18 protein-coding genes and 2 pseudogenes are annotated in these 19,161 nt (G+C 56.0%); 9 read left to right on the plus strand and 11 right to left on the minus strand.

Annotated features, from left to right (window positions below; all coding sequences use genetic code 11):
- Positions 1–139 precede the first annotated feature (139 nt).
- Positions 140–871, plus strand: a complete 732-nt coding sequence (gene ycgR, locus BFV63_RS12935; RefSeq protein WP_048240607.1) for a flagellar brake protein YcgR — start codon at positions 140–142, stop codon at positions 869–871.
- 37 nt (positions 872–908) lie between these two features.
- Here ycgR and emtA read toward each other — a convergent pair whose 3' ends face one another.
- Entirely contained in the window at positions 909–1,520 is a 612-nt protein-coding gene (gene emtA, locus BFV63_RS12940; RefSeq protein ID WP_048240606.1) for a membrane-bound lytic murein transglycosylase EmtA, read from the minus strand.
- Positions 1,521–1,627: 107 nt separating this feature from the next.
- On the opposite strand from emtA, the gene ldcA reads away from it, so the two are divergent.
- Both ldcA and BFV63_RS12950 read left to right on the plus strand, forming a co-directional pair.
- A complete protein-coding gene (gene ldcA / locus BFV63_RS12945) occupies positions 1,628–2,542 on the plus strand; it encodes a muramoyltetrapeptide carboxypeptidase (RefSeq protein ID WP_045347067.1) in 915 nt (304 codons plus the stop codon).
- A 97-nt stretch (positions 2,543–2,639) separates the two neighbouring features.
- A pseudogene (locus BFV63_RS12950) lies at positions 2,640–4,307 on the plus strand (potassium/proton antiporter); the annotation flags it as partial.
- Here the strand turns inward: BFV63_RS12950 and BFV63_RS23435 are convergent.
- The 3 genes and pseudogenes from BFV63_RS23435 to BFV63_RS12960 all read right to left on the minus strand — a co-directional run.
- Positions 4,260–4,364 (minus strand): annotated as a pseudogene (locus BFV63_RS23435) (hypothetical protein); the annotation flags it as partial. The pseudogenes BFV63_RS12950 and BFV63_RS23435 sit on opposite strands and share 48 nt — an antisense overlap.
- Before the next feature lie 105 nt (positions 4,365–4,469).
- Positions 4,470–5,540: a catabolic alanine racemase DadX gene (gene dadX / locus BFV63_RS12955; RefSeq protein ID WP_032658963.1), complete on the minus strand. Its 1,071-nt coding sequence runs from the start codon at positions 5,538–5,540 to the stop codon at positions 4,470–4,472.
- A gap of 9 nt (positions 5,541–5,549) precedes the next feature.
- Positions 5,550–6,848, minus strand: a complete 1,299-nt coding sequence (locus BFV63_RS12960; protein ID WP_015570317.1) for a D-amino acid dehydrogenase — start codon at positions 6,846–6,848, stop codon at positions 5,550–5,552.
- Positions 6,849–7,169: 321 nt separating this feature from the next.
- Between BFV63_RS12960 and BFV63_RS12970 the strand changes: the two genes are divergently transcribed.
- A complete protein-coding gene (locus BFV63_RS12970) occupies positions 7,170–8,702 on the plus strand; it encodes a SpoVR family protein (protein WP_022651425.1) in 1,533 nt (510 codons plus the stop codon).
- Between the two features lie 113 nt (positions 8,703–8,815).
- On the opposite strand, the gene fadR is transcribed toward BFV63_RS12970, so the two are convergent.
- On the minus strand, positions 8,816–9,535 hold the full coding sequence (fadR, locus tag BFV63_RS12975) for a fatty acid metabolism transcriptional regulator FadR (RefSeq protein ID WP_003859951.1): 720 nt from the start codon (positions 9,533–9,535) through the stop codon (positions 8,816–8,818).
- A 201-nt stretch (positions 9,536–9,736) separates the two neighbouring features.
- On the opposite strand from fadR, the gene nhaB reads away from it, so the two are divergent.
- Positions 9,737–11,275 carry a Na(+)/H(+) antiporter NhaB gene (gene nhaB, locus BFV63_RS12980; protein WP_023314322.1) on the plus strand — a complete coding sequence of 513 codons (1,539 nt, stop codon included), beginning with the start codon at positions 9,737–9,739 and terminating at the stop codon, positions 11,273–11,275.
- Positions 11,276–11,321: 46 nt separating this feature from the next.
- Entirely contained in the window at positions 11,322–11,852 is a 531-nt protein-coding gene (gene dsbB / locus BFV63_RS12985) for a disulfide bond formation protein DsbB (RefSeq protein WP_048240604.1), read from the plus strand.
- 99 nt (positions 11,853–11,951) lie between these two features.
- Here dsbB and BFV63_RS12990 read toward each other — a convergent pair whose 3' ends face one another.
- The 3 genes from BFV63_RS12990 to BFV63_RS13000 form a co-directional block, all read right to left on the minus strand.
- Positions 11,952–12,392, minus strand: coding sequence for a cysteine cluster protein YcgN (locus tag BFV63_RS12990; RefSeq protein WP_015570314.1), 441 nt, complete (start codon positions 12,390–12,392; stop codon positions 11,952–11,954).
- A 93-nt stretch (positions 12,393–12,485) separates the two neighbouring features.
- Positions 12,486–13,145 (minus strand): fumarylacetoacetate hydrolase family protein, encoded by a 660-nt coding sequence (locus BFV63_RS12995; RefSeq protein ID WP_003859945.1) that lies wholly within the window; start codon positions 13,143–13,145, stop codon positions 12,486–12,488.
- 47 nt (positions 13,146–13,192) lie between these two features.
- Positions 13,193–13,468, minus strand: a complete 276-nt coding sequence (locus BFV63_RS13000; RefSeq protein ID WP_006810982.1) for a YcgL domain-containing protein — start codon at positions 13,466–13,468, stop codon at positions 13,193–13,195.
- A gap of 123 nt (positions 13,469–13,591) precedes the next feature.
- On the opposite strand from BFV63_RS13000, the gene minC reads away from it, so the two are divergent.
- The 3 genes from minC to minE are packed head-to-tail and all read left to right on the plus strand — an operon-like array spanning position 13,592 to position 15,404.
- Entirely contained in the window at positions 13,592–14,299 is a 708-nt protein-coding gene (minC, locus tag BFV63_RS13005; protein WP_048240602.1) for a septum site-determining protein MinC, read from the plus strand.
- Between the two features lie 22 nt (positions 14,300–14,321).
- Positions 14,322–15,134 (plus strand): septum site-determining protein MinD, encoded by an 813-nt coding sequence (gene minD / locus BFV63_RS13010; protein WP_003859938.1) that lies wholly within the window; start codon positions 14,322–14,324, stop codon positions 15,132–15,134.
- A 3-nt stretch (positions 15,135–15,137) separates the two neighbouring features.
- Complete coding sequence (gene minE / locus BFV63_RS13015) at positions 15,138–15,404, plus strand: cell division topological specificity factor MinE (RefSeq protein WP_003859937.1); 267 nt, start codon at positions 15,138–15,140, stop codon at positions 15,402–15,404.
- Between the two features lie 86 nt (positions 15,405–15,490).
- Here minE and rnd read toward each other — a convergent pair whose 3' ends face one another.
- From rnd to BFV63_RS13030, 3 genes are all read right to left on the minus strand, one after another.
- Positions 15,491–16,606 (minus strand): ribonuclease D, encoded by a 1,116-nt coding sequence (rnd, locus tag BFV63_RS13020; RefSeq protein WP_122975202.1) that lies wholly within the window; start codon positions 16,604–16,606, stop codon positions 15,491–15,493.
- Positions 16,607–16,689: 83 nt separating this feature from the next.
- Positions 16,690–18,375 carry a long-chain-fatty-acid--CoA ligase FadD gene (fadD, locus tag BFV63_RS13025; protein ID WP_003859933.1) on the minus strand — a complete coding sequence of 562 codons (1,686 nt, stop codon included), beginning with the start codon at positions 18,373–18,375 and terminating at the stop codon, positions 16,690–16,692.
- A gap of 203 nt (positions 18,376–18,578) precedes the next feature.
- Positions 18,579–19,160 carry a Slp family lipoprotein gene (locus BFV63_RS13030; protein WP_003859931.1) on the minus strand — a complete coding sequence of 194 codons (582 nt, stop codon included), beginning with the start codon at positions 19,158–19,160 and terminating at the stop codon, positions 18,579–18,581.
- Between the last annotated feature and the right edge of the window lies 1 nt (position 19,161).

Below are 19,161 nucleotides of genomic sequence, written 5' to 3' on the forward strand. Positions count from 1 at the left end.
GGTATTGGGAACGGCAATTATTATCATTTCCATTAGCAAATCAATATCGGCGGAGAAAAACAGATCGTTTGTATTAAGTTTCATGCCCGCGTGCCGATAACCCAGAGACAGTCTGTCATCTATCGAGGAGCCATCTGGCGTGAGTAGCTACAGTGAGCAGTTCCTGAAACAAAATCCGCTGGCTGTATTAGGGGTGTTACGCGACCTGAAAAAAGGCGAGGTGCCGCTGCGCATCAACTGGTCAACCAGCCAGTTTATCAGCAAGATCCTGGACGTGACGGCAGAGCACCTGATCGTCGATCTGGGTAGCCAGAGCGATGAAAACCGTGCCGCGCTACAGGCAGAGAATCTCTCGGTGATGGCCGAAACGCAGGGGGCGAAAGTCGAGTTTGTGCTGCCTCGTCTGACCACGATCGCGTACCAGGGTTTGCCTGCGTTTATCGCTCCCCTGCCCGCTAACCTCTGGTTCGTGCAACGCCGGGAGTTTTTTCGCATCAGCGCTCCGCTTCACCCGGCCTATTTCTGTAAGGCAAAAATGCCGGACAAAAAAGAGATCCGCTTTCGTCTCTTCGACCTGTCGCTGGGCGGCATGGGAGCGTTGATGGATATGCCGAAGCCGGAAGGGCTGGTGGAAGGTATGCGTTTTAGTCAGATCGAGCTGGATATGGGCGGATGGGGACGCTTCTGGTTTGACGCCCAGCTGATTGCCATCAGCGAGCGCAAGGTGGTGGACGGCAAAAACGAAACCATTACCACGCCGCGACTGAGCTTTCGCTTTCTGAATGTCGGGCCAGGCGCCGAGCGCGAACTACAGCGCATCATCTTCTCACTGGAGCGTGAAGCGCGGGAACGCGCGAATAAAGTGCGCTGAAAGGCGTCGGGCAGCGTGCTGCCGCCCGACAAAGGCGTTACATAGCGTCCATCGCTTTCTGGACTTTCCAGATATAACGTGGAGCCTGTGCTGACGGATGATTCTTCACAACGTGCTCGAAGAATTCATCTTTATCCATATCGTTAATCTCTTCTATCGCCTCTTTGCGAACGGATGAGAAGGTTCGGAGCAGCGCGCCGGCTCCGTTAACGTACGACACCACCAGTGCATATTGCATCACTTCCGGATCGTCAATCCCCTTCAGAATGCCATGCTCGAGAATGCTCAGGTAAGCGGTTCCCATAGAGATATTACGCTCCGGGTTTTTCAGCTCGCTGGTGGATGGCTGTCCCTTCCAGCCCATGTAGCGATAGACCTCTCTTCCCGCCGTCGAGGCTTTTAACTGCATCAGCCCCACCGCATTCGATTTACTCACCAGCGTCGGGTTGCCGCCGGACTCCACGGCAATGATCGCCGTGATCAGACGCGGGCTCACGCCCCAGGCCTTTCCGGCTTGTTCGCTGATCGGCATCCACTGCATGGCCCGCTTTACCGGCACTTCAGGGTTCCAGGGGGGATTTTGATAATCATGTTTTGAACTACAGCCAGCGAGCAGCACAATCAAAAAAGCAAACCATCTCAATTTCACGTCATCTATCCTTATAGCCGGTCATCGCGGTACGTCGCCCCTTGAAGCAGGCGGCGTATAAGCGGCATGATATAGACAATTAGATTCTCATTCAGCAAGGAATTGCCATGCCTCAGTTTCATCTCATCGCACCGTCAGGCTACTGCATCAATCAGGAGGCGGCACAGCGGGGCGTTCAACGCCTGCTGGAAATGGGCCATCAGGTAGAAAATCAGACAATTATCCCCCGCCGCATGCAGCGTTTTGCCGGTACGGAGGCGCAGAGACTGAGCGATATCAACAGCCTGGCGACGCTGGAAGGTGAAAACACCATTGTGCTGGCCGTGCGCGGCGGCTATGGCGCAAGCCGGCTGCTGGAGAGCATCGACTGGGCCGGGCTGGCCGCGCGCCAGCAGCAGGATCCGCTGTTAATCTGCGGACACAGCGATTTCACGGCGATCCAGCTCGGCCTGCTGGCGTTGCATAACGTCATTACCTTTAGCGGCCCGATGCTGGCCGGTAACTTTGGCGCGCCGGAGCTGGATGCGTTTACGCAGGACCATTTCTGGCGCGCCCTGCAAAACCCGACGTTCACCATCGAGTGGCAAGGCAATGGACCGCACTGGGAATGTGAAGGACAGCTGTGGGGCGGCAACCTCGCGATGCTGGTGTCGCTAATTGGTACGCCGTGGCTGCCGCAGATCACGGATGGCATACTGGTGCTGGAAGATATCAATGAACACCCGTTCCGTGTCGAACGTATGCTGTTGCAGCTGTATCACGCCGGGCTCCTGGATCGGCAGTCGGCCATTGTGCTGGGCAGTTTTAGCGGTTCAGCCCCCAACGATTACGATGCAGGCTATTCCCTGGAGACGATGATTGATTTCATTCGTTCCCACCTGGATATCCCGGTGATCGCCGGCCTGGATTTCGGCCATGAGCAGCAAACCGTTACGCTGCCGCTGGGTGCCCGGGCGCACCTTGTACACGATAATTCAGGCAGTCGGTTAACAATCAGCGGTCATCCGGTCTTAAAGGCATAAAAAAGCCGTTATTCCCCCTCAATAAAACGCTGTTACCGTTGTTAATATGTTAGGGTTTTAATAACAGCGTTCACATTGAGGTGGGAGTAAGACGACATTGGGTGCCACAGCGATAATCAGTCTTTTCATTCTGGGTTCCATCCTGGTAACCTTCAGCATTTTATTAAGTTCATTTTCATCGCGCCTTGGCATACCTATTCTTGTCATTTTCCTGGCTATCGGCATGCTGGCGGGAGTCGACGGAATCGGCGGTATCCCCTTCGATAATTACCCTTTCGCCTATATGGTGAGTAACCTCGCGCTGGCGGTCATCCTGCTGGACGGCGGTATGCGCACCCAGGCAAGTTCGTTCCGCGTGGCCTTAGGCCCGGCGCTGTCTCTGGCGACCGTCGGCGTCCTGATCACCTCCGGCCTGACCGGTATGATGGCGGCCTGGCTGTTTAACCTCGATATTATGGAAGGCCTGCTGATTGGCGCGATTGTCGGCTCGACCGATGCGGCAGCGGTTTTCTCGCTGCTCGGCGGCAAGGGGCTGAACGAACGTGTTGGCTCCACGCTGGAGATTGAATCCGGCAGTAACGATCCGATGGCGGTGTTCCTGACCATCACCCTGATTGAGATGATCCAGCAGCATGAAACCGGCCTGAGCTGGATGTTCGCCTGGCACATCCTCCAGCAGTTTGGCCTGGGGATTATCATTGGTCTCGGCGGCGGTTACCTGTTACAGCAGACGATCAACCGTATTACGCTGCCTTCCGGCCTTTACCCGCTGCTGGCCCTGAGCGGCGGGATCCTGATCTTTGCCGTCACCACCGCGCTGGACGGCAGCGGTATTCTGGCGGTTTACCTTTGCGGTTTCCTGTTGGGCAACCGACCGATTCGCAACCGTCACGCCATTTTGCAGAACTTCGACGGTCTGGCCTGGCTGGCGCAGATTGCCATGTTCCTGGTGCTGGGCCTGCTGGTGACGCCGTCGGACCTGCTGCCTATCGCCGTTCCGGCGCTGCTTTTGTCGGCCTGGATGATCTTCTTCGCCCGTCCGCTGTCGGTGTTTGCCGGGCTGCTGCCGTTCCGCGGGTTTAACCTGCGTGAGCGGATATTTATCAGTTGGGTGGGTCTGCGCGGCGCGGTGCCGATTATTCTGGCAGTGTTCCCGATGATGGCCGGGCTGGACAACGCCCGCCTGTTCTTCAACGTCGCCTTCTTCGTGGTGCTGGTGTCGCTGCTGTTCCAGGGTACGTCGCTGGGCTGGGCGGCGAAAAAAGCCAAAGTGGTGGTACCGCCCATTGGCTGGCCGGTCTCCCGCGTGGGGCTGGATATTCACCCTGAGAATCCCTGGGAACAGTTTGTCTACCAGCTAAGCGCCGATAAGTGGTGCGTGGGCGCGTCCCTGCGCGATCTGCATATGCCCGCTGAAACGCGCATTGCCGCCCTGTTCCGGGATAACGCCCTGCTTCACCCGACCGGCAGCACGCGGCTGCGTGAGAACGATATTCTCTGCGTGATTGGCCGCGAGCGCGACCTGCCTGCCCTCGGCAAGCTGTTCAGCCAGTCGCCCCCGGTGGCGCTGGATCAGCGTTTCTTCGGCGATTTTATCCTCGAAGCCAGCGCCCGCTTTGCGGATGTGGCGCTGATTTATGGCCTGGAAGGTGGACTGGAGAATCGCGATAACCAGCAAACACTGGGTGAAATTATTCAGCAATTATTAGGGGCTGCGCCGGTCGTCGGTGACCAGGTGGAGTTTGCCGGGATGATCTGGACGGTAGCCGAGAAAGAAGATAATGCGGTGCGCAAAGTCGGCGTAAGGCCGATGGAGGAAGAGGCGGAGTAGCTGCTTTTTTGCCGGGTGGCGCTAACGCTTACCCGACCTACTTTCGGGCTTTTGTAGGCCGGGTAAGGCGAAGCCGCCACCCGGCACATACACAAGTTACACCGTCACAACAGGCACTCTGGGTGCCAGCGCGCACATCAGCTCATACCCAACGGTGCCCGCCGCAGCGGCCACATCATCAATTTTAACTTCGTTGCCCCACAGCTCAACCGGTGACCCGATCCCCGCCTGGGGACACGGCGTTAAATCAATGGCCAGCATGTCCATTGAGACGGTGCCTACCGTGCCGGTGCGCACGCCATCGACCCACACCGGCGTGCCGCTCGGGGCGATGCGCGGATAACCATCTGCATAGCCCCCCGCCACGATACCGATACGCTGTTCGCCCGCTGCCCGATAACGGCTGCCATAGCCCACCGTATCGCCCGCTTTTAACGTCTGCACGCCGATAATCTCGCTTCGTAACGTCATCACCGGCTTCAGGCCGCTGTTGGCGATATCCTGCCACTGACCTGAGGGTGACGCGCCGTACAGAACGATCCCCGGACGCACCCAGTTGTAGTGCGCTTCAGGATGCCAGAGCGTTGCCGCTGAGTTCGACAGCGAGCGCGGACAGTCCAGCCCTTCTGCCGCCTGCTCAATGCGGACTATGGCATCGGCAATTCCGTCCGGCTTTTCCGCATCGGCGAAATGCGCCATCAGCGTCATCTCACCGACGTTTTTCAGCGCACGAAGCTGCTGCCAGACCGTGTGCACCCGTTCAGGCTGAAAGCCCAGACGGTTCATCCCGCTGTTCACTTTGAGATAGATATCCAGCGGGGCATGCAGCTTCGCGTCCTGAATCGCCTTGATCTGCCAGTTACTGTGAACGCTGGTCGTCAGGCGGTACTTATCCAGCAGAGGCAGATCCTGCGCATGGAAGAATCCTTCCAGCAGCAGGATCGGTCCTTTCCAGCCGCGCTCGCGCAGCAGGATGGCCTCTTCCAGATTCAGCAGGGCAAAACCATCGGTGGCGCCGAGCGCACTCCAGATACGGTCGATACCATGACCGTAGGCGTTGGCTTTCACCACCGACCAGACACGAGAACCCGGCGCAGCACGGCGAACAATTTGCAGGTTATCCTTCAGCGCCTGCAAATCCAGCTGGGCCAGAATAGGACGGGACATTGCGACTCCTTAATTATGCGCGCCGTGCAGGTGTTGTGGACGCGATGGGGTAAACCCTGATTGATAGCGTGCGGCGCTCAAATCGTCAAACGGAATTGCCGGCGTCCGCCCGGAGATCAGGTCGCTCAGCAGCTGGCCCGAACCGCAGGCCATGGTCCAGCCAAGCGTACCGTGGCCGGTGTTGGTCCACAGATTTTTGTATGGCGTACGGCCCACAATCGGCGTGCCGTCCGGGGTCATTGGGCGCAGGCCGGTCCAGAACGTCGCCTGCTCAATGAAGCCGCCGCGCGGGAAGAGATCGCCCACGACCATCTCCAGCGTTTCACGACGCGGTTTAAGCAGCTCAGTATTAAAGCCCACGATTTCCGCCATGCCGCCGACGCGGATCCGGTTATCGAAGCGGGTGATGGCGATTTTGTAGGTTTCATCAAGAATGGTCGAGACCGGCGCACCGCTGTCCTCTTTCACAGGAATGGTCAGGGAGTAGCCTTTCAGCGGATAGACCGGGATATCCAGGATCCCTTTCAGCATCGCGGTTGAGTAGGAGCCAAACGCCATCACGTAGGCATCGGCTTTGATTACCTCTTCCCCACACTTCACGCCGTAAATCTTCTCCCCTTCCGACAGCAGTTTGTCGACAGAAGTATTGAAGCGGAATTTCACCCCGGCCTGCTCACACATGCGCGCCAGACGCTGGGTGAAAAGCTGGCAGTCGCCGGTTTCATCGTTCGGTAAACGCAGACCGCCCGTCAGCTTGTGCGCGACCTCGGCAAGCGCTGGCTCCACCTGCGCCAGCTGGCTGGCTTCCAGCAGCTGATACGGTACGCCCGCATCTTCAAGCACGGCGATATCGCGGGTCGCGTTTTCGTACTGTTGCGCGGTACGGAACAGCTGAAGCGTGCCGCCCTGGCGTCCTTCATATTCAATGCCCGTTGAGGCACGCAGCGCCTTCAGGCAGTCGCGGCTGTATTCCGCCAGACGCACCATGCGCCCTTTGTTTTCCATATAGTGGCGGGTGTCGCAGTTGCGCAGCATCTGCCACATCCACTTAAGCTGGAACTGCGTGCCGTCGAGGCTGATCGCCAGCGGCGCATGTCGCTGAAACATCCATTTGATCGCCTTCAGCGGAACGCCCGGGGCCGCCCACGGCGCAGCGTAGCCCGGGGAGATTTGCCCCGCATTCGCCGCACTGGTTTCCAGCGCCGGACCGGATTCGCGATCGATAACGGTAACCTCATGTCCCGCCTGACTTAAATACCAGGCGCTGGTTACGCCAACGACACCACTTCCCAGTATGACAACACGCATAGCCACTCCATTATGAGCAAAAGAACAATCATCTAATTACAGATTGATAACCTAGTTGAAAATATTATTCAACATATGACTTTTTTATGGTGACTCAACTCACATATCCCGCTGTATCAGGGGATAGCGCTTATTTGGGATCTCCTGCTGCGCGTTATTTTTAACCAGTAGAAAATTCTGTGAGCACCGCTTTTTTTGCCGTATCGAAAACGTGAAATCGCAAAGAAAAAATTTCTGCGCCCCGCGTATTTGAATGGGGTGATCTATGCTTGAAAGGAGGCTCTCCAGTCAGAGAGAGCGACCAACAACGAGGGCGCGCTAATGGCTACACTAGATTCCATGTCCAGGGACAGCACCCGTCTGAGCGATGGACCCGACTGGACCTTCGAGTTGCTGGATGTCTACCTGGCGGAGATCGACCGGGTGGCCAAACTCTATCGTCTGGATACCTACCCCCATCAGATTGAAGTCATCACCTCGGAACAGATGATGGACGCTTACTCCAGCGTCGGGATGCCGATTAACTATCCGCACTGGTCGTTTGGTAAAAAATTCATTGAGACAGAGCGGCTGTATAAGCACGGGCAGCAGGGATTGGCGTATGAAATCGTCATTAACTCTAACCCATGTATTGCCTATCTGATGGAGGAGAACACCATTACCATGCAGGCGCTGGTGATGGCGCACGCCTGCTATGGACATAACTCGTTCTTCAAAAATAACTATCTGTTCCGCAGCTGGACGGACGCCAGCTCAATCGTTGATTACCTCATCTTCGCCCGTAACTACATTACCGACTGCGAAGAGCGCTACGGCGTGGACGAGGTTGAGAAACTGCTGGACTCCTGCCACGCGCTGATGAACTACGGCGTTGACCGCTATAAGCGTCCGCAGAAGATCTCCTTGCAGGAGGAGAAAGCCCGGCAGAAGAGCCGCGAGGAGTATCTGCAAAGCCAGGTGAATATGCTGTGGCGCACCCTGCCAAAACGTGAAGAGGAGAAAACCGTCGCCGAGGCGCGTCGCTACCCTTCCGAGCCGCAGGAAAACCTGCTCTACTTTATGGAGAAAAACGCCCCACTGCTGGAGCCCTGGCAGCGTGAGATCCTGCGCATCGTGCGCAAGGTGAGCCAGTATTTCTATCCGCAGAAGCAGACCCAGGTCATGAACGAAGGCTGGGCGACCTTCTGGCACTACACCATTCTGAACCACCTGTATGACGAGGGAAAAGTCTCTGAACGGTTTATGATGGAGTTCCTGCACAGCCACACCAACGTGGTGTTCCAGCCGGCATATAACAGCCCGTGGTACAGCGGTATTAACCCGTACGCGCTCGGCTTTGCCATGTTCCAGGATATCAAGCGTATTTGTCAGTCGCCCACCGAAGAGGACAAATACTGGTTCCCGGATATTGCCGGTTCCGACTGGCTGGAAACGCTGCACTTCGCGATGCGTGATTTTAAGGATGAGAGCTTTATCAGCCAGTTCATGTCGCCGAAGATCATGCGTGATTTCCGCTTCTTCACCGTACTGGATGATGACCGCAACAACTTCCTGGAGATCTCCGCGATCCACAACGAAGAGGGCTATCGCGAGATCCGCTCGCGCCTGTCGTCCCAGTACAATCTGAGTAATCTTGAGCCGAACATTCAGGTGTGGAACGTGGATCTGCGCGGCGATCGCTCTCTGACGTTGCGCTATATTCCGCACAACCGCGCGCCGCTGGATAAGGGGCGTAAGGAAGTGCTGAAGCATGTGCATCGCCTGTGGGGATTTGACGTCTTGCTGGAGCAGCAGAACGAAGATGGCAGCGTGGAGCTGCTGGAGCGGTGTCCGGCGCGGTTGAATACGCTGTAGTGGGATTTTTTGCCCGGTTGCGCTACGCTTACCGGGCCTACGGGACATGTAGGCCCGGTCAGGCGAAGCCGCCACCCGGCGAAAAAAACCTCTCAATCGAGAGGTTTTTTCTTTTACCGGCCCTGAATCGCTAAATCACCCGGCAGCGTTTTCTGCATCCGGTGCCAGATTTCACCGGAGTCGTGGCCGTAACGACGCACGGTTTCATAGACCTGATCGTGCAGCCCTTCGGTGCAGAGTTTGCTCAGTTTATGATAGAAGCCGAGCGCCAGACTGCGGGCTTCAGGGTTAGCAAAGTAGTGACGACCAATGCGCGTATATAACCCTTTCATTCCATTCAGGATCAGACCGTAAACCGGATTGCCGGAAGCAAACGCCAGACCACGGAACACGTTGTAATCCAGGGTCGCAAAGGCATCCGCGTGGTCTTCCACCTCATTGGCGGTAGCAAGTACCTTCAGCGCATCTTCAGGGTGCTGGCGAAACGCGGTGCGGATGAAAATGGTGGCGATGTTGGTGCGCACGGAAAGCAGATTATCAATCAGCTGCGGTACGCTTTCGTGATCGAGACGCGCCAGCGTTTCCAGAATGTTCAGCCCGGACGTTTCCCAGAAGTTATTCACTTTAGTGGGTTTGCCATGCTGTATCGTCAACCAGCCATCGCGCGCCAGACGCTGGAGCACTTCTCGCAGCGTGGTACGGGTGACGCCAATCAGTTCAGAGAGTTCGCGTTCAGCAGGTAGAATTGATCCCGCAGGGAAACGATTATTCCAGATGCTTTCAATGATGTACTCTTCCGCGAAACCCGCCGGGCTCTGCGCCTTAATGACCATAGTGAGATTTCCATTACACAGCTTTAGCAAATTACACTCATCATACCAGAGGCGTGCAGAGGCAGATAGCGCAGCAGAGACAGAAAAGAGGGATCGCCGTTTCATTTTTATGAAATTTACAAATGGCTTAATCCCCCGCTCTGCCGCCATTTTTGCGTATACTGATGTCTTGTCTTATTTTACGGGGAAAGGACGTCTGTCGTGGAAATTTCATTTGGGCGCGCGCTGTGGCGCAACTTTTTAGGTCAGTCACCTGACTGGTACAAACTCACTTTACTGGTATTCCTGGTCGTTAATCCCGTTATCTTTTTGCTGGATCCCTTCGTTGCCGGGTGGATGTTGGTCGCCGAGTTTATCTTTACCCTGGCGATGGCGCTGAAGTGCTATCCGCTGTTGCCCGGCGGGCTGCTGGCGCTGGAAGCCGTGGTCATTGGAATGACCAGCGCGGAGCATGTTAAAAACGAAATAGCGTCGAATCTTGAAGTCCTGCTGCTGCTGATCTTCATGGTGGCGGGGATCTACTTTATGAAGCAGCTTCTGCTGTTTATCTTCACCCGTTTGCTGCTGAGCATTCCGTCGAAAACGCTGCTCTCGCTGGCTTTTTGCCTCGCCGCAGCCTTCCTCTCTGCCTTCCTGGATGCGCTGACGGTCGTGGCGGTAGTGATCAGCGTCGCCGTCGGCTTTTACGGGATTTACCACCGGGTAGCCTCGTCTCGTCCTGGCGATAACTTGCAGGACGACAGCCACGTTGAGGCGCACAACCGCGATGTGCTGGAACAGTTCCGCGCATTTCTGCGCAGCCTGATGATGCATGCGGGCGTGGGGACGGCGCTGGGCGGCGTGATGACCATGGTCGGGGAGCCGCAAAACCTGATTATCGCCAAAGCAGCTGAGTGGCATTTTGGCGAATTTTTCCTGCGCATGGCGCCGGTCAGCGTACCCGTGCTGGTCTGCGGGTTAGCCACCTGTGTGCTGGTCGAAAAATTCAACCTCTTTGGGTATGGCGCGACGTTGCCCGATCAGGTCCGCCAGGAGCTGCATAAGTTTGACGAGCAGAGCCGCAAACAACGCACGCGCCAGGAGACGCTGCGCCTGATTGCACAGGGCTTCATCGGCGTGTGGCTTATCGCTGCGCTGGCCTTCCACCTTGCCGAGGTGGGGCTGATTGGCCTGTCGGTAATTATCCTTGCAACCAGCCTGGGCGGCGTTACGGACGAACATGCTATTGGAAAAGCCTTTACCGAAGCGCTGCCGTTTACCGCCCTGCTGGCGGTGTTTTTTGCCGTCGTGGCGGTGATTATTGACCAACATCTGTTCGCGCCGATCATCGCGTTTGTGCTTCAGGCTACGCCAGATTCGCAGCTAACGCTGTTCTATTTGTTTAACGGTCTGTTGTCCTCTATATCCGATAACGTCTTTGTCGGGACGGTATACATCAATGAGGCCAAAGCCGCGATGGAGCAAGGGATTGTCAGCAGTGAACAGTTCGAGCTGCTGGCGGTGGCGATCAACACCGGAACCAACCTCCCCTCCGTGGCAACCCCGAACGGTCAGGCGGCATTCCTCTTCCTTCTGACCTCGGCACTGGCGCCACTCATACGACTTTCTTATGGAAGAATGGTCTGGATGGCGCTGCCGTATACGCTGGTGCTTACCCTGGTTGGTTTACTGTGCATCAAAATTACTCTCGTTCCCTGTACGCAATGGTTATTGCAAGCAGGTATACTTGCGGCGCATTAAAATTCGTTTACACTGCGCTGTCTAAGCATGTTCCAGGGAAATGATTATGTTGCGATTTTTGAACCAGTGCTCATGCGGTCGCGGAGCGTGGTTGTTGATGGCTCTGACCGCCTTTGCGCTGGAAATGGTCGCGCTGTGGTTTCAGCATGTGATGGGGCTGAAACCTTGCGTACTGTGTATTTATGAGCGTTGTGCGCTGTTCGGCATTATGGGCGCGGGTCTGGTAGGTGCGATTGCACCCAAATCACCGTTACGCTATGCGGCAATTGCCATCTGGCTGTACAGCGCCGGGAAAGGCATTGCGCTTGCCTGGGAGCACACCCAAATGCAGCTTCACCCGTCGCCGTTTATGACCTGCGATTTTGCCGCCCGCTTCCCGAGCTGGCTGCCGCTGGATAAATGGCTGCCGCAGGTGTTTGTGGCCTCCGGTGACTGCTCTGTACGCCAGTGGGAATTCCTGACGCTGGAGATGCCGCAGTGGCTGGTGGGCATTTTTGTCGCCTACTTTGTGGTGGCGCTGCTGGTGCTGATTGCCCAGCCGTTCAAACCAAAGAAACGCGATCTTTTTGGAAGGTAAAAGCAGAACGGCAACGTCAGTTTTGCAGGTCGGGTAAGCGCAGCGCCACTCGACACAATTGTGAACAATAAAAAACCCGCCTCGGCGGGTTTTTTATTATCACCGATTAGGGTGATTCATAATGTGGTCTTCCCAGTCCCGCACCTCGGACTCTTTCACCGCAATGTGGCGCACGGAAATACGTTCGCCGTGCATCGCCGCTTTCGACCCCGTCAACAGCGGATGCCATGTGGGAAGATCTTTCCCTTCCGCCAGCAGGCGATACGCGCAGGTATGCGGCAGCCACTCAAAGGTCGGTAGATTTTCACGGGTTAACTTGATGCAGTCCGGCTCATATTCGAAACGGCGCTCATAGTTGCGGCACTGACAGGTTTTGATGTTTAACTGCTTGCAGGCTACGTTGGTGAAATAGATCTCGTCCGAATCTTCATCCATCAGCTTATGCAGGCAGCACTGCCCGCAGCCGTCACACAACGATTCCCACTCCGCGTCGGTCATGTCGTCGAGAGTTTTGCTTTGCCAGAAAGGAATGTCGTTCATCGGGATGTCCACACGTCAAAATAGAGCGCACCTTATAACGAGTCTGGCACGTTGATGCAAGTTTTGCCGCCCTTTTCAGGCGGCAAGGTGCTTTTACAGCACGCGGGTTTTCAGCGACAGGCCGTTAAAACTGACATCCAGTTCGTCGCCGCTAAGCAGCGGCCCCACACCTTCCGGAGTGCCGGTGAGGATCACGTCGCCAGGTTTCAGGGTGAAGAAGCGGCTCATGTAGGCAATCAGCGGAACGATCTTATGGATCATGTCAGCGGTCGTTCCCTGCTGGCGGATCTCGCCGTTGACCTTCAGGCTGAGCGGCGTGTTCTGCGGATCGTCGGTAAATTCACTCACCGGAATGAAACCGGAAATCGGGCATGAATTATCAAAACCCTTCGCTTTTTCCCACGGCTGCCCCGCTTTCTTCATTTTGCCCTGAACATCACGCAGCGTCAGGTCAAGCGCGACACCGTAACCCGCAATCGCTTTCTCTACATGCTCTTCGGTCGCCTGGCGCAGCGTCGCGCCGATCAGCACCGCCAGCTCCACTTCATGATGCACCGAGCCCAGTCCCTGCGGCAGAACCAGCGGCTGGCGAATATCGCACAGTGCGGTTTCTGGCTTAATAAACAGAACCGGCTCTTCCGGCACGGCGCTGCCCATCTCCTGAATATGTTTTGCATAGTTGCTGCCCACGCAGACCACTTTGCTGACGGGATAATCCAGTAATGCACCTTGCCAGTTATGATGTTGATACATGGTCGACCCCTAATCGGTTGATGAGTTGTTCCCGGAAGGACCCGGGCTTATTTCTTTCCGCTCACCTCAAGATGCTGTTTTAATAAATTCTCCGGTGGCGGCGGAAGCTGTAAATAATAGCCCTGCTCGGTTAACGCCTTTTTGACTTTCTCCAGATCGGCGTTCACCAGCTTCTTACGGCCGTCCAGCGGCAGCAGCATCGCCAGCTGCGGTCGGCCAAAGCTTTTCATTAATTCTTCAGGCACGCGGGAAAAATCGTCTTTCTTTTCGACATAAAGGTAGGTCTGGTCGCGGCTGGTACTTCTGTAGATCACACAAAACATGTTTTTACTCTGAATTAACGGGTGGTTGCTTGCCTCAATATACTCCTGACTATAACATGCCTGATACTCTTCGGAATATCGCGGCGATGTGTTGCGGTTAATAGCAAATTGAGTAAGGCCAGGATGTCAAATACGCCCATCGAGCTTAAAGGCAGTAGCTTCACCTTATCAGTGGTTCATTTGCATGATGCAAAACCCGAGGTTATTCGTCAGGCGTTAGAAGACAAAATCGCGCAGGCTCCCGCTTTTCTTAAGCATGCTCCTGTCGTCGTCAATGTAAGCGACCTTGAGGGGCCGATTAACTGGAAGCGGCTCCAGCAGGCCGTCGCCTCCACGGGGTTGCGCATCGTGGGCATTAGCGGCTGCAAAGACGCAGAGTTAAAAGCCGAAATTGAACGCGCGGGTTTGCCCTTGTTAAACGAGGGCAAAGAAAAAGCCCCACGTGCAACGCCTGCAACCGTTCCCGCTCCCCCGCCTCCGGCGCAAAATGTAGCCCCAGTCACAAAAACGCGATTGATTGATCTGCCGGTTCGTTCCGGTCAGCGCGTTTATGCGCCAAACTGTGATCTGATTGTTACAAGCCACGTCAGTGCGGGCGCTGAACTGATTGCAGATGGCAATATTCACGTTTACGGTATGATGCGTGGACGTGCGCTTGCGGGCGCCAGCGGCGATCGAGAAGCACAAATTTTTTGTACTCACCTGACGGCAGAACTGGTGTCTATCGCAGGTGAATATTGGCTGAGCGATAAAATCCCAGCCGAATTTTATGGCAAAGCGGCCCGTCTGCAACTGGCAGATAACGCTTTGACCGTTCAACCGTTAAATTGATCCCTTTTAACAAGGAATTTCTATGGCACGCATTATTGTTGTGACTTCGGGTAAAGGAGGCGTTGGCAAGACCACCTCCAGCGCGGCCATCGCTACTGGTTTGGCCCAGAAGGGAAAGAAAACCGTCGTAATCGACTTCGATATCGGTCTGCGTAACCTGGACCTGATCATGGGTTGCGAGCGTCGCGTGGTGTATGACTTCGTGAACGTCATTCAGGGCGATGCCACCCTTAACCAGGCGCTGATTAAAGATAAGCGTACCGAGAACCTCTACATTCTTCCGGCGTCCCAGACCCGTGATAAAGACGCCCTGACCCGCGAAGGCGTGGAAAAGGTGCTCGACGATCTGAAAAAGATGGAGTTCGACTTTGTGGTATGCGACTCCCCGGCCGGTATCGAAACCGGCGCGCTGATGGCGCTCTACTTCGCGGATGAAGCCATCATCACCACCAACCCGGAGGTCTCGTCAGTACGTGATTCCGACCGTATTCTCGGCATTCTGGCATCGAAATCCCGTCGCGCGGAAAATGGCCAGGAGCCAATCAAAGAGCACCTGCTGCTGACCCGCTACAACCCGGGCCGGGTGAACAAAGGTGACATGCTGAGCATGGAAGACGTGCTGGAGATCCTGCGCATCAAACTGGTTGGCGTGATCCCGGAAGATCAGTCCGTGTTGCGCGCCTCTAACCAGGGCGAGCCCGTGATCCTGGATACACAGGCAGACGCGGGTAAAGCGTATGCGGATACCGTTGACCGTCTGCTGGGAGAAGAACGTCCTTTCCGCTTCATTGAAGAAGAGAAGAAAGGTTTCCTCAAACGCCTGTTCGGAGGATAAGTTATGGCATTACTGGACTTTTTTCTCTCGCGGAAAAAAAGCACCGCCAACATCGCAAAAGAACGTCTGCAAATCATTGTGGCGGAACGTCGTCGTAGCGACGCCGAACCGCACTACCTGCCGCAGCTGCGCAAAGACATTCTGGAAGTGATCTGCAAATACGTGCAGATTGACCCGGAAATGGTCACCGTTCAGCTGGAGCAAAAAGACGGGGATATTTCGATTCTGGAGCTGAACGTCACGCTTCCGGAAGCGGAAGAGTCGCGTTAATCCGGTTGTGGTTTTGTAGGCCGGGCAAGCATCGCGCCCCCCGGCAATTTCCCCGGTGGCGCTGCGCTTACCGGGGCTACAATTCTTTAGCGCGGATACCCTTCCAGCAGGGTATTCAGGCGTTCGGCCATCAGTTCCCCCCGCCATCCGGCGACCAGCTCCGGTAAACCATTTTGCGGTTTCAACTTCCAGTGCCAGTTCAGCAGCTGGTTAATCTGACGACGTGAAGCCAGCAGTTCGGCACTCAGTTTGCTTTCCCCCGCCACCGTCTGCACCAGCGCTTTGATATCTTTGAACGCCTTGCGGTAGCCCGGCATATCCATCAGGTTAAGCAGTGGTTCTGGCAGTGCGTCCTCCGGCAGCTGCTGAGCTTTCTCTACCAGCGCGAGCAGCGTTTTACCGTGGAAACGGATCTCACTCCCGGAAAGGCCAATGCTGTCCAGTTCGCCAAGGCTACCCGGCATATAGCGCGCCACCGCCCACAGGTGTTCTTCACGCACCACGAAGTTAACCGCCAGATCGCGCTCACGTGCTTTACGCAGACGCCAGTCAGCCAGCAGTTGCAGACAGGCCAGCTGGCGGGTGCGCAGCTGCCAGGCGTTGGTGATGTCACGCCAGGCCTCTTTCGGATCAACCACTTCCTGACGACGCTGCTGCGTCATGCGGCACTCGTCCAGTGCGGCAGACAGCCAGCCGGACGCCTCAGCCTCTTTCATAAGCTGGCCGGCAATTGGAAGAAGGTAAAAGACGTCTGCCGCGGCGTATTCAAGCTGACGCGCCGTTAGGGGACGCGCGAGCCAGTCGGTACGCGATTCGCTCTTATCCAGCGTCAGACCGGTGTACTCTTCCACCATCGCGGCGAAGCCCCAGGAGAGCGGACGACCGCTGAACGCCGCGAGGATCTGGGTATCAATCAGCGGCTGCGGCATGATGCCAAAAGTGTTGAGAAAGACTTCCAGATCTTCACTGCCCGCGTGCAGATATTTGGTCACGGCGGTATCCAGCAACAGATCGCGCATTGGCGCCCAGTCGGTAATGCCGAGGGGGTCAATCAATGACACGTGTTTGCCGTCATACATCTGAATCAGACCCAGCTGCGGATAGTACGTTCGGGTGCGGACAAATTCCGTATCCAGGGCGATAGCGGGAAATTCACGCGTCACCTCGCACAGCGAAGCCAGCTCGTCGTTGGTAGTGATCATCTGGTAATTCAAATCGGACTCTCTTTTGTTTGCGCCCATAAAAAACGCCGGCTTAACCGGCGTCTGGGCGATTAACGTGAAGCTCAGGCCTTATTGTCCACTTTGGCACGGGCTTCGTCACGTAATTCTCGTCGTAATATCTTCCCGACGTTGGATTTCGGCAGCTCATCCCGGAATTCCACCAGCTTCGGCACTTTATAGCCCGTCAGCTGACGGCGACAGAACGTTATCAGCGCATCCTCGGTCAGAGAAGGATCTTTCTTGACCACAAATATCTTCACCGCTTCACCGCTGCTGCCGGAAGGAACGCCCACCGCCGCCACTTCCAGCACGCCGCTGTGCTGCATCACCACGTCTTCGATTTCGTTCGGATAGACGTTAAACCCTGACACCAGGATCATGTCTTTCTTGCGATCGACGATGCGCAGGAAGCCTTCGTCATCCATCACCGCGATGTCGCCCGTGTGCAGCCAGCCGTCTTTGATGATCTCATCCGTGGCATCCGGACGTTGCCAGTAGCCCAGCATCACCTGCGGCCCTCTGACGCATAGCTCCCCTGGCTCACCGTGAGGCACTTCGTTATCCTCATCATCCACCAGTTTTGCTTCCGTCGACGGGACCGGCAGACCGATACTGCCGCTGTGGTAGTCGATGTCATGCGGGTTAACGCTGACCAGCGGGGCACACTCCGTCAGGCCATAGCCTTCCAGCAGATACTGCCCGGTGAGTTTCACCCAGCGCTCGGCAACCGCCTGCTGAACCGGCATCCCGCCGCCCGCGGAGAGGTGCAGCGTGGAGAAATCGAGCTGCTGGAACTCTTTATTGTTAAGCAGCGCGTTAAACAGGGTGTTCACGCCGGTCATGGCGGTGAACGGGTATTTCGCCAGCTCTTTGACCAGCCCCGGGATATCGCGCGGGTTGGTGATCAATACGTTTTGACCGCCAAGCTCGATAAACAGCAGGCAGTTCATGGTCAGCGCAAAAATGTGATACAGCGGAAGCGCGGTGATCACCAGCTCCTTGCCCGGGTGCAACAGCGGCCCGTAGGTGGCGTTAACCTGCTCAAGGTTCGCCAGCATGTTACGGTGGGTCAGCATCGCCCCTTTCGCCACGCCGGTGGTGCCGCCCGTGTATTGCAGGAAGGCCAGATCCTCGGACACGATCTCCGGCTTTACGTATTGCATCCGGTAGCCCGCATGCAGGGCGCGGCGGAAGGAGATGGCATCCGGCAGGTGGTATTTCGGCACCAGCCGCTTAACGTATTTAACGACAAAGTTGACCAGCGTACCTTTCGCGGTAGAGAGCTGGTCACCCATGCGCGTCAGGATGACGTGCTTAACCTGAGTTTTTTCAACGACTTTTTCCAGCGTGTGGGCAAAGTTGGAGACAATCACAATCGCCGCCGCGCCGCTGTCATTCAACTGATGTTCCAGCTCGCGCGGGGTATAGAGCGGGTTAACGTTAACCACGATCATCCCTGCCCTGAGGATGCCGAACAGCGCCACCGGGTATTGCAGCAGGTTTGGCATCATCAGCGCGACGCGATCCCCTTTCTGCAAGCCCAGCCCTTCCTGTAAATAGGCCGCAAACGCCCGGCTGCGTTCTTCCAGCTTACGGAAGGTCATCACTTCGCCCATATTCACAAACGCGGGCTGGTCAGCGTAGCGCCGTACCGAGTGTTCAAATAATTCAATCAGGGATTGATAACGGTCAGGATTGATCTCCGCAGGGACATCCGCGGGATAACGGTTAAGCCAAACCTTTTTCAATGCATCACCTCTGAAATGAGTGTTCGTCGTCATCACAGCCCCGATAATAAACAGTTTGTTAACATTATATTAACTCAGCGTACCAGTTTATTAATTGTTCAGATTGCAGGTTGCGAAGCGCGTCACTCTTTTTTTTCGTTTTATCCGTAAAAAAACAGAGACAGCGGCTGAGCCGCTGTCTCTTTCCTAGCAATAACAGTAACTTACTCAGTTACTATTGTTTGAACCTGTGCAGGGCCTGGATTGTACCACCCCCAGCCACCGTAGCCGTAACGATACGGATGCGGTCCCCACATCCACGGATCGATTGGCTGTGGCGGCATCACCACCTGCTGGGCGATACGCCAGCGTTTGTAGCCGTTCACCTGCATGGTCATAAATTTGTATGGCGTATTGCCGATTTTCCCCGCCACCGAACCGGTAATCGGCCCGACGACGGTCACCAGCTGCCCGCGGAAATCTACCGGATCGAGGAAGCCGCTGACGTCAGCGTAGATCCGCCCGCGCGAGGCTTCACCCAGAACAGGCCGCGCACCGTCGTCCAGTGGAACGGTGGCAATCTCCAGCCGGGTTTTCCCCTGCTGGTTTAGCACTTCAACCACCTTGCCGCCAAACCGCGCTTCCTGCCCGACATACAGCTCCGGGGCATTCATCACGCGTACCAGATCCTGCTGTGGCGTCGGGCTGGTGCCCTTGATCGCATCAGGAACGGTGACGCACCCGCTCAGTGCTATGGCAACCGCGCCTGCCATAAAAAAGCGTACAACTTTAGTCTGAACCGCCATG

It is taken from the genome of Enterobacter hormaechei subsp. xiangfangensis, from assembly GCF_001729785.1.
GTDB lineage: Bacteria > Pseudomonadota > Gammaproteobacteria > Enterobacterales > Enterobacteriaceae > Enterobacter > Enterobacter hormaechei_C.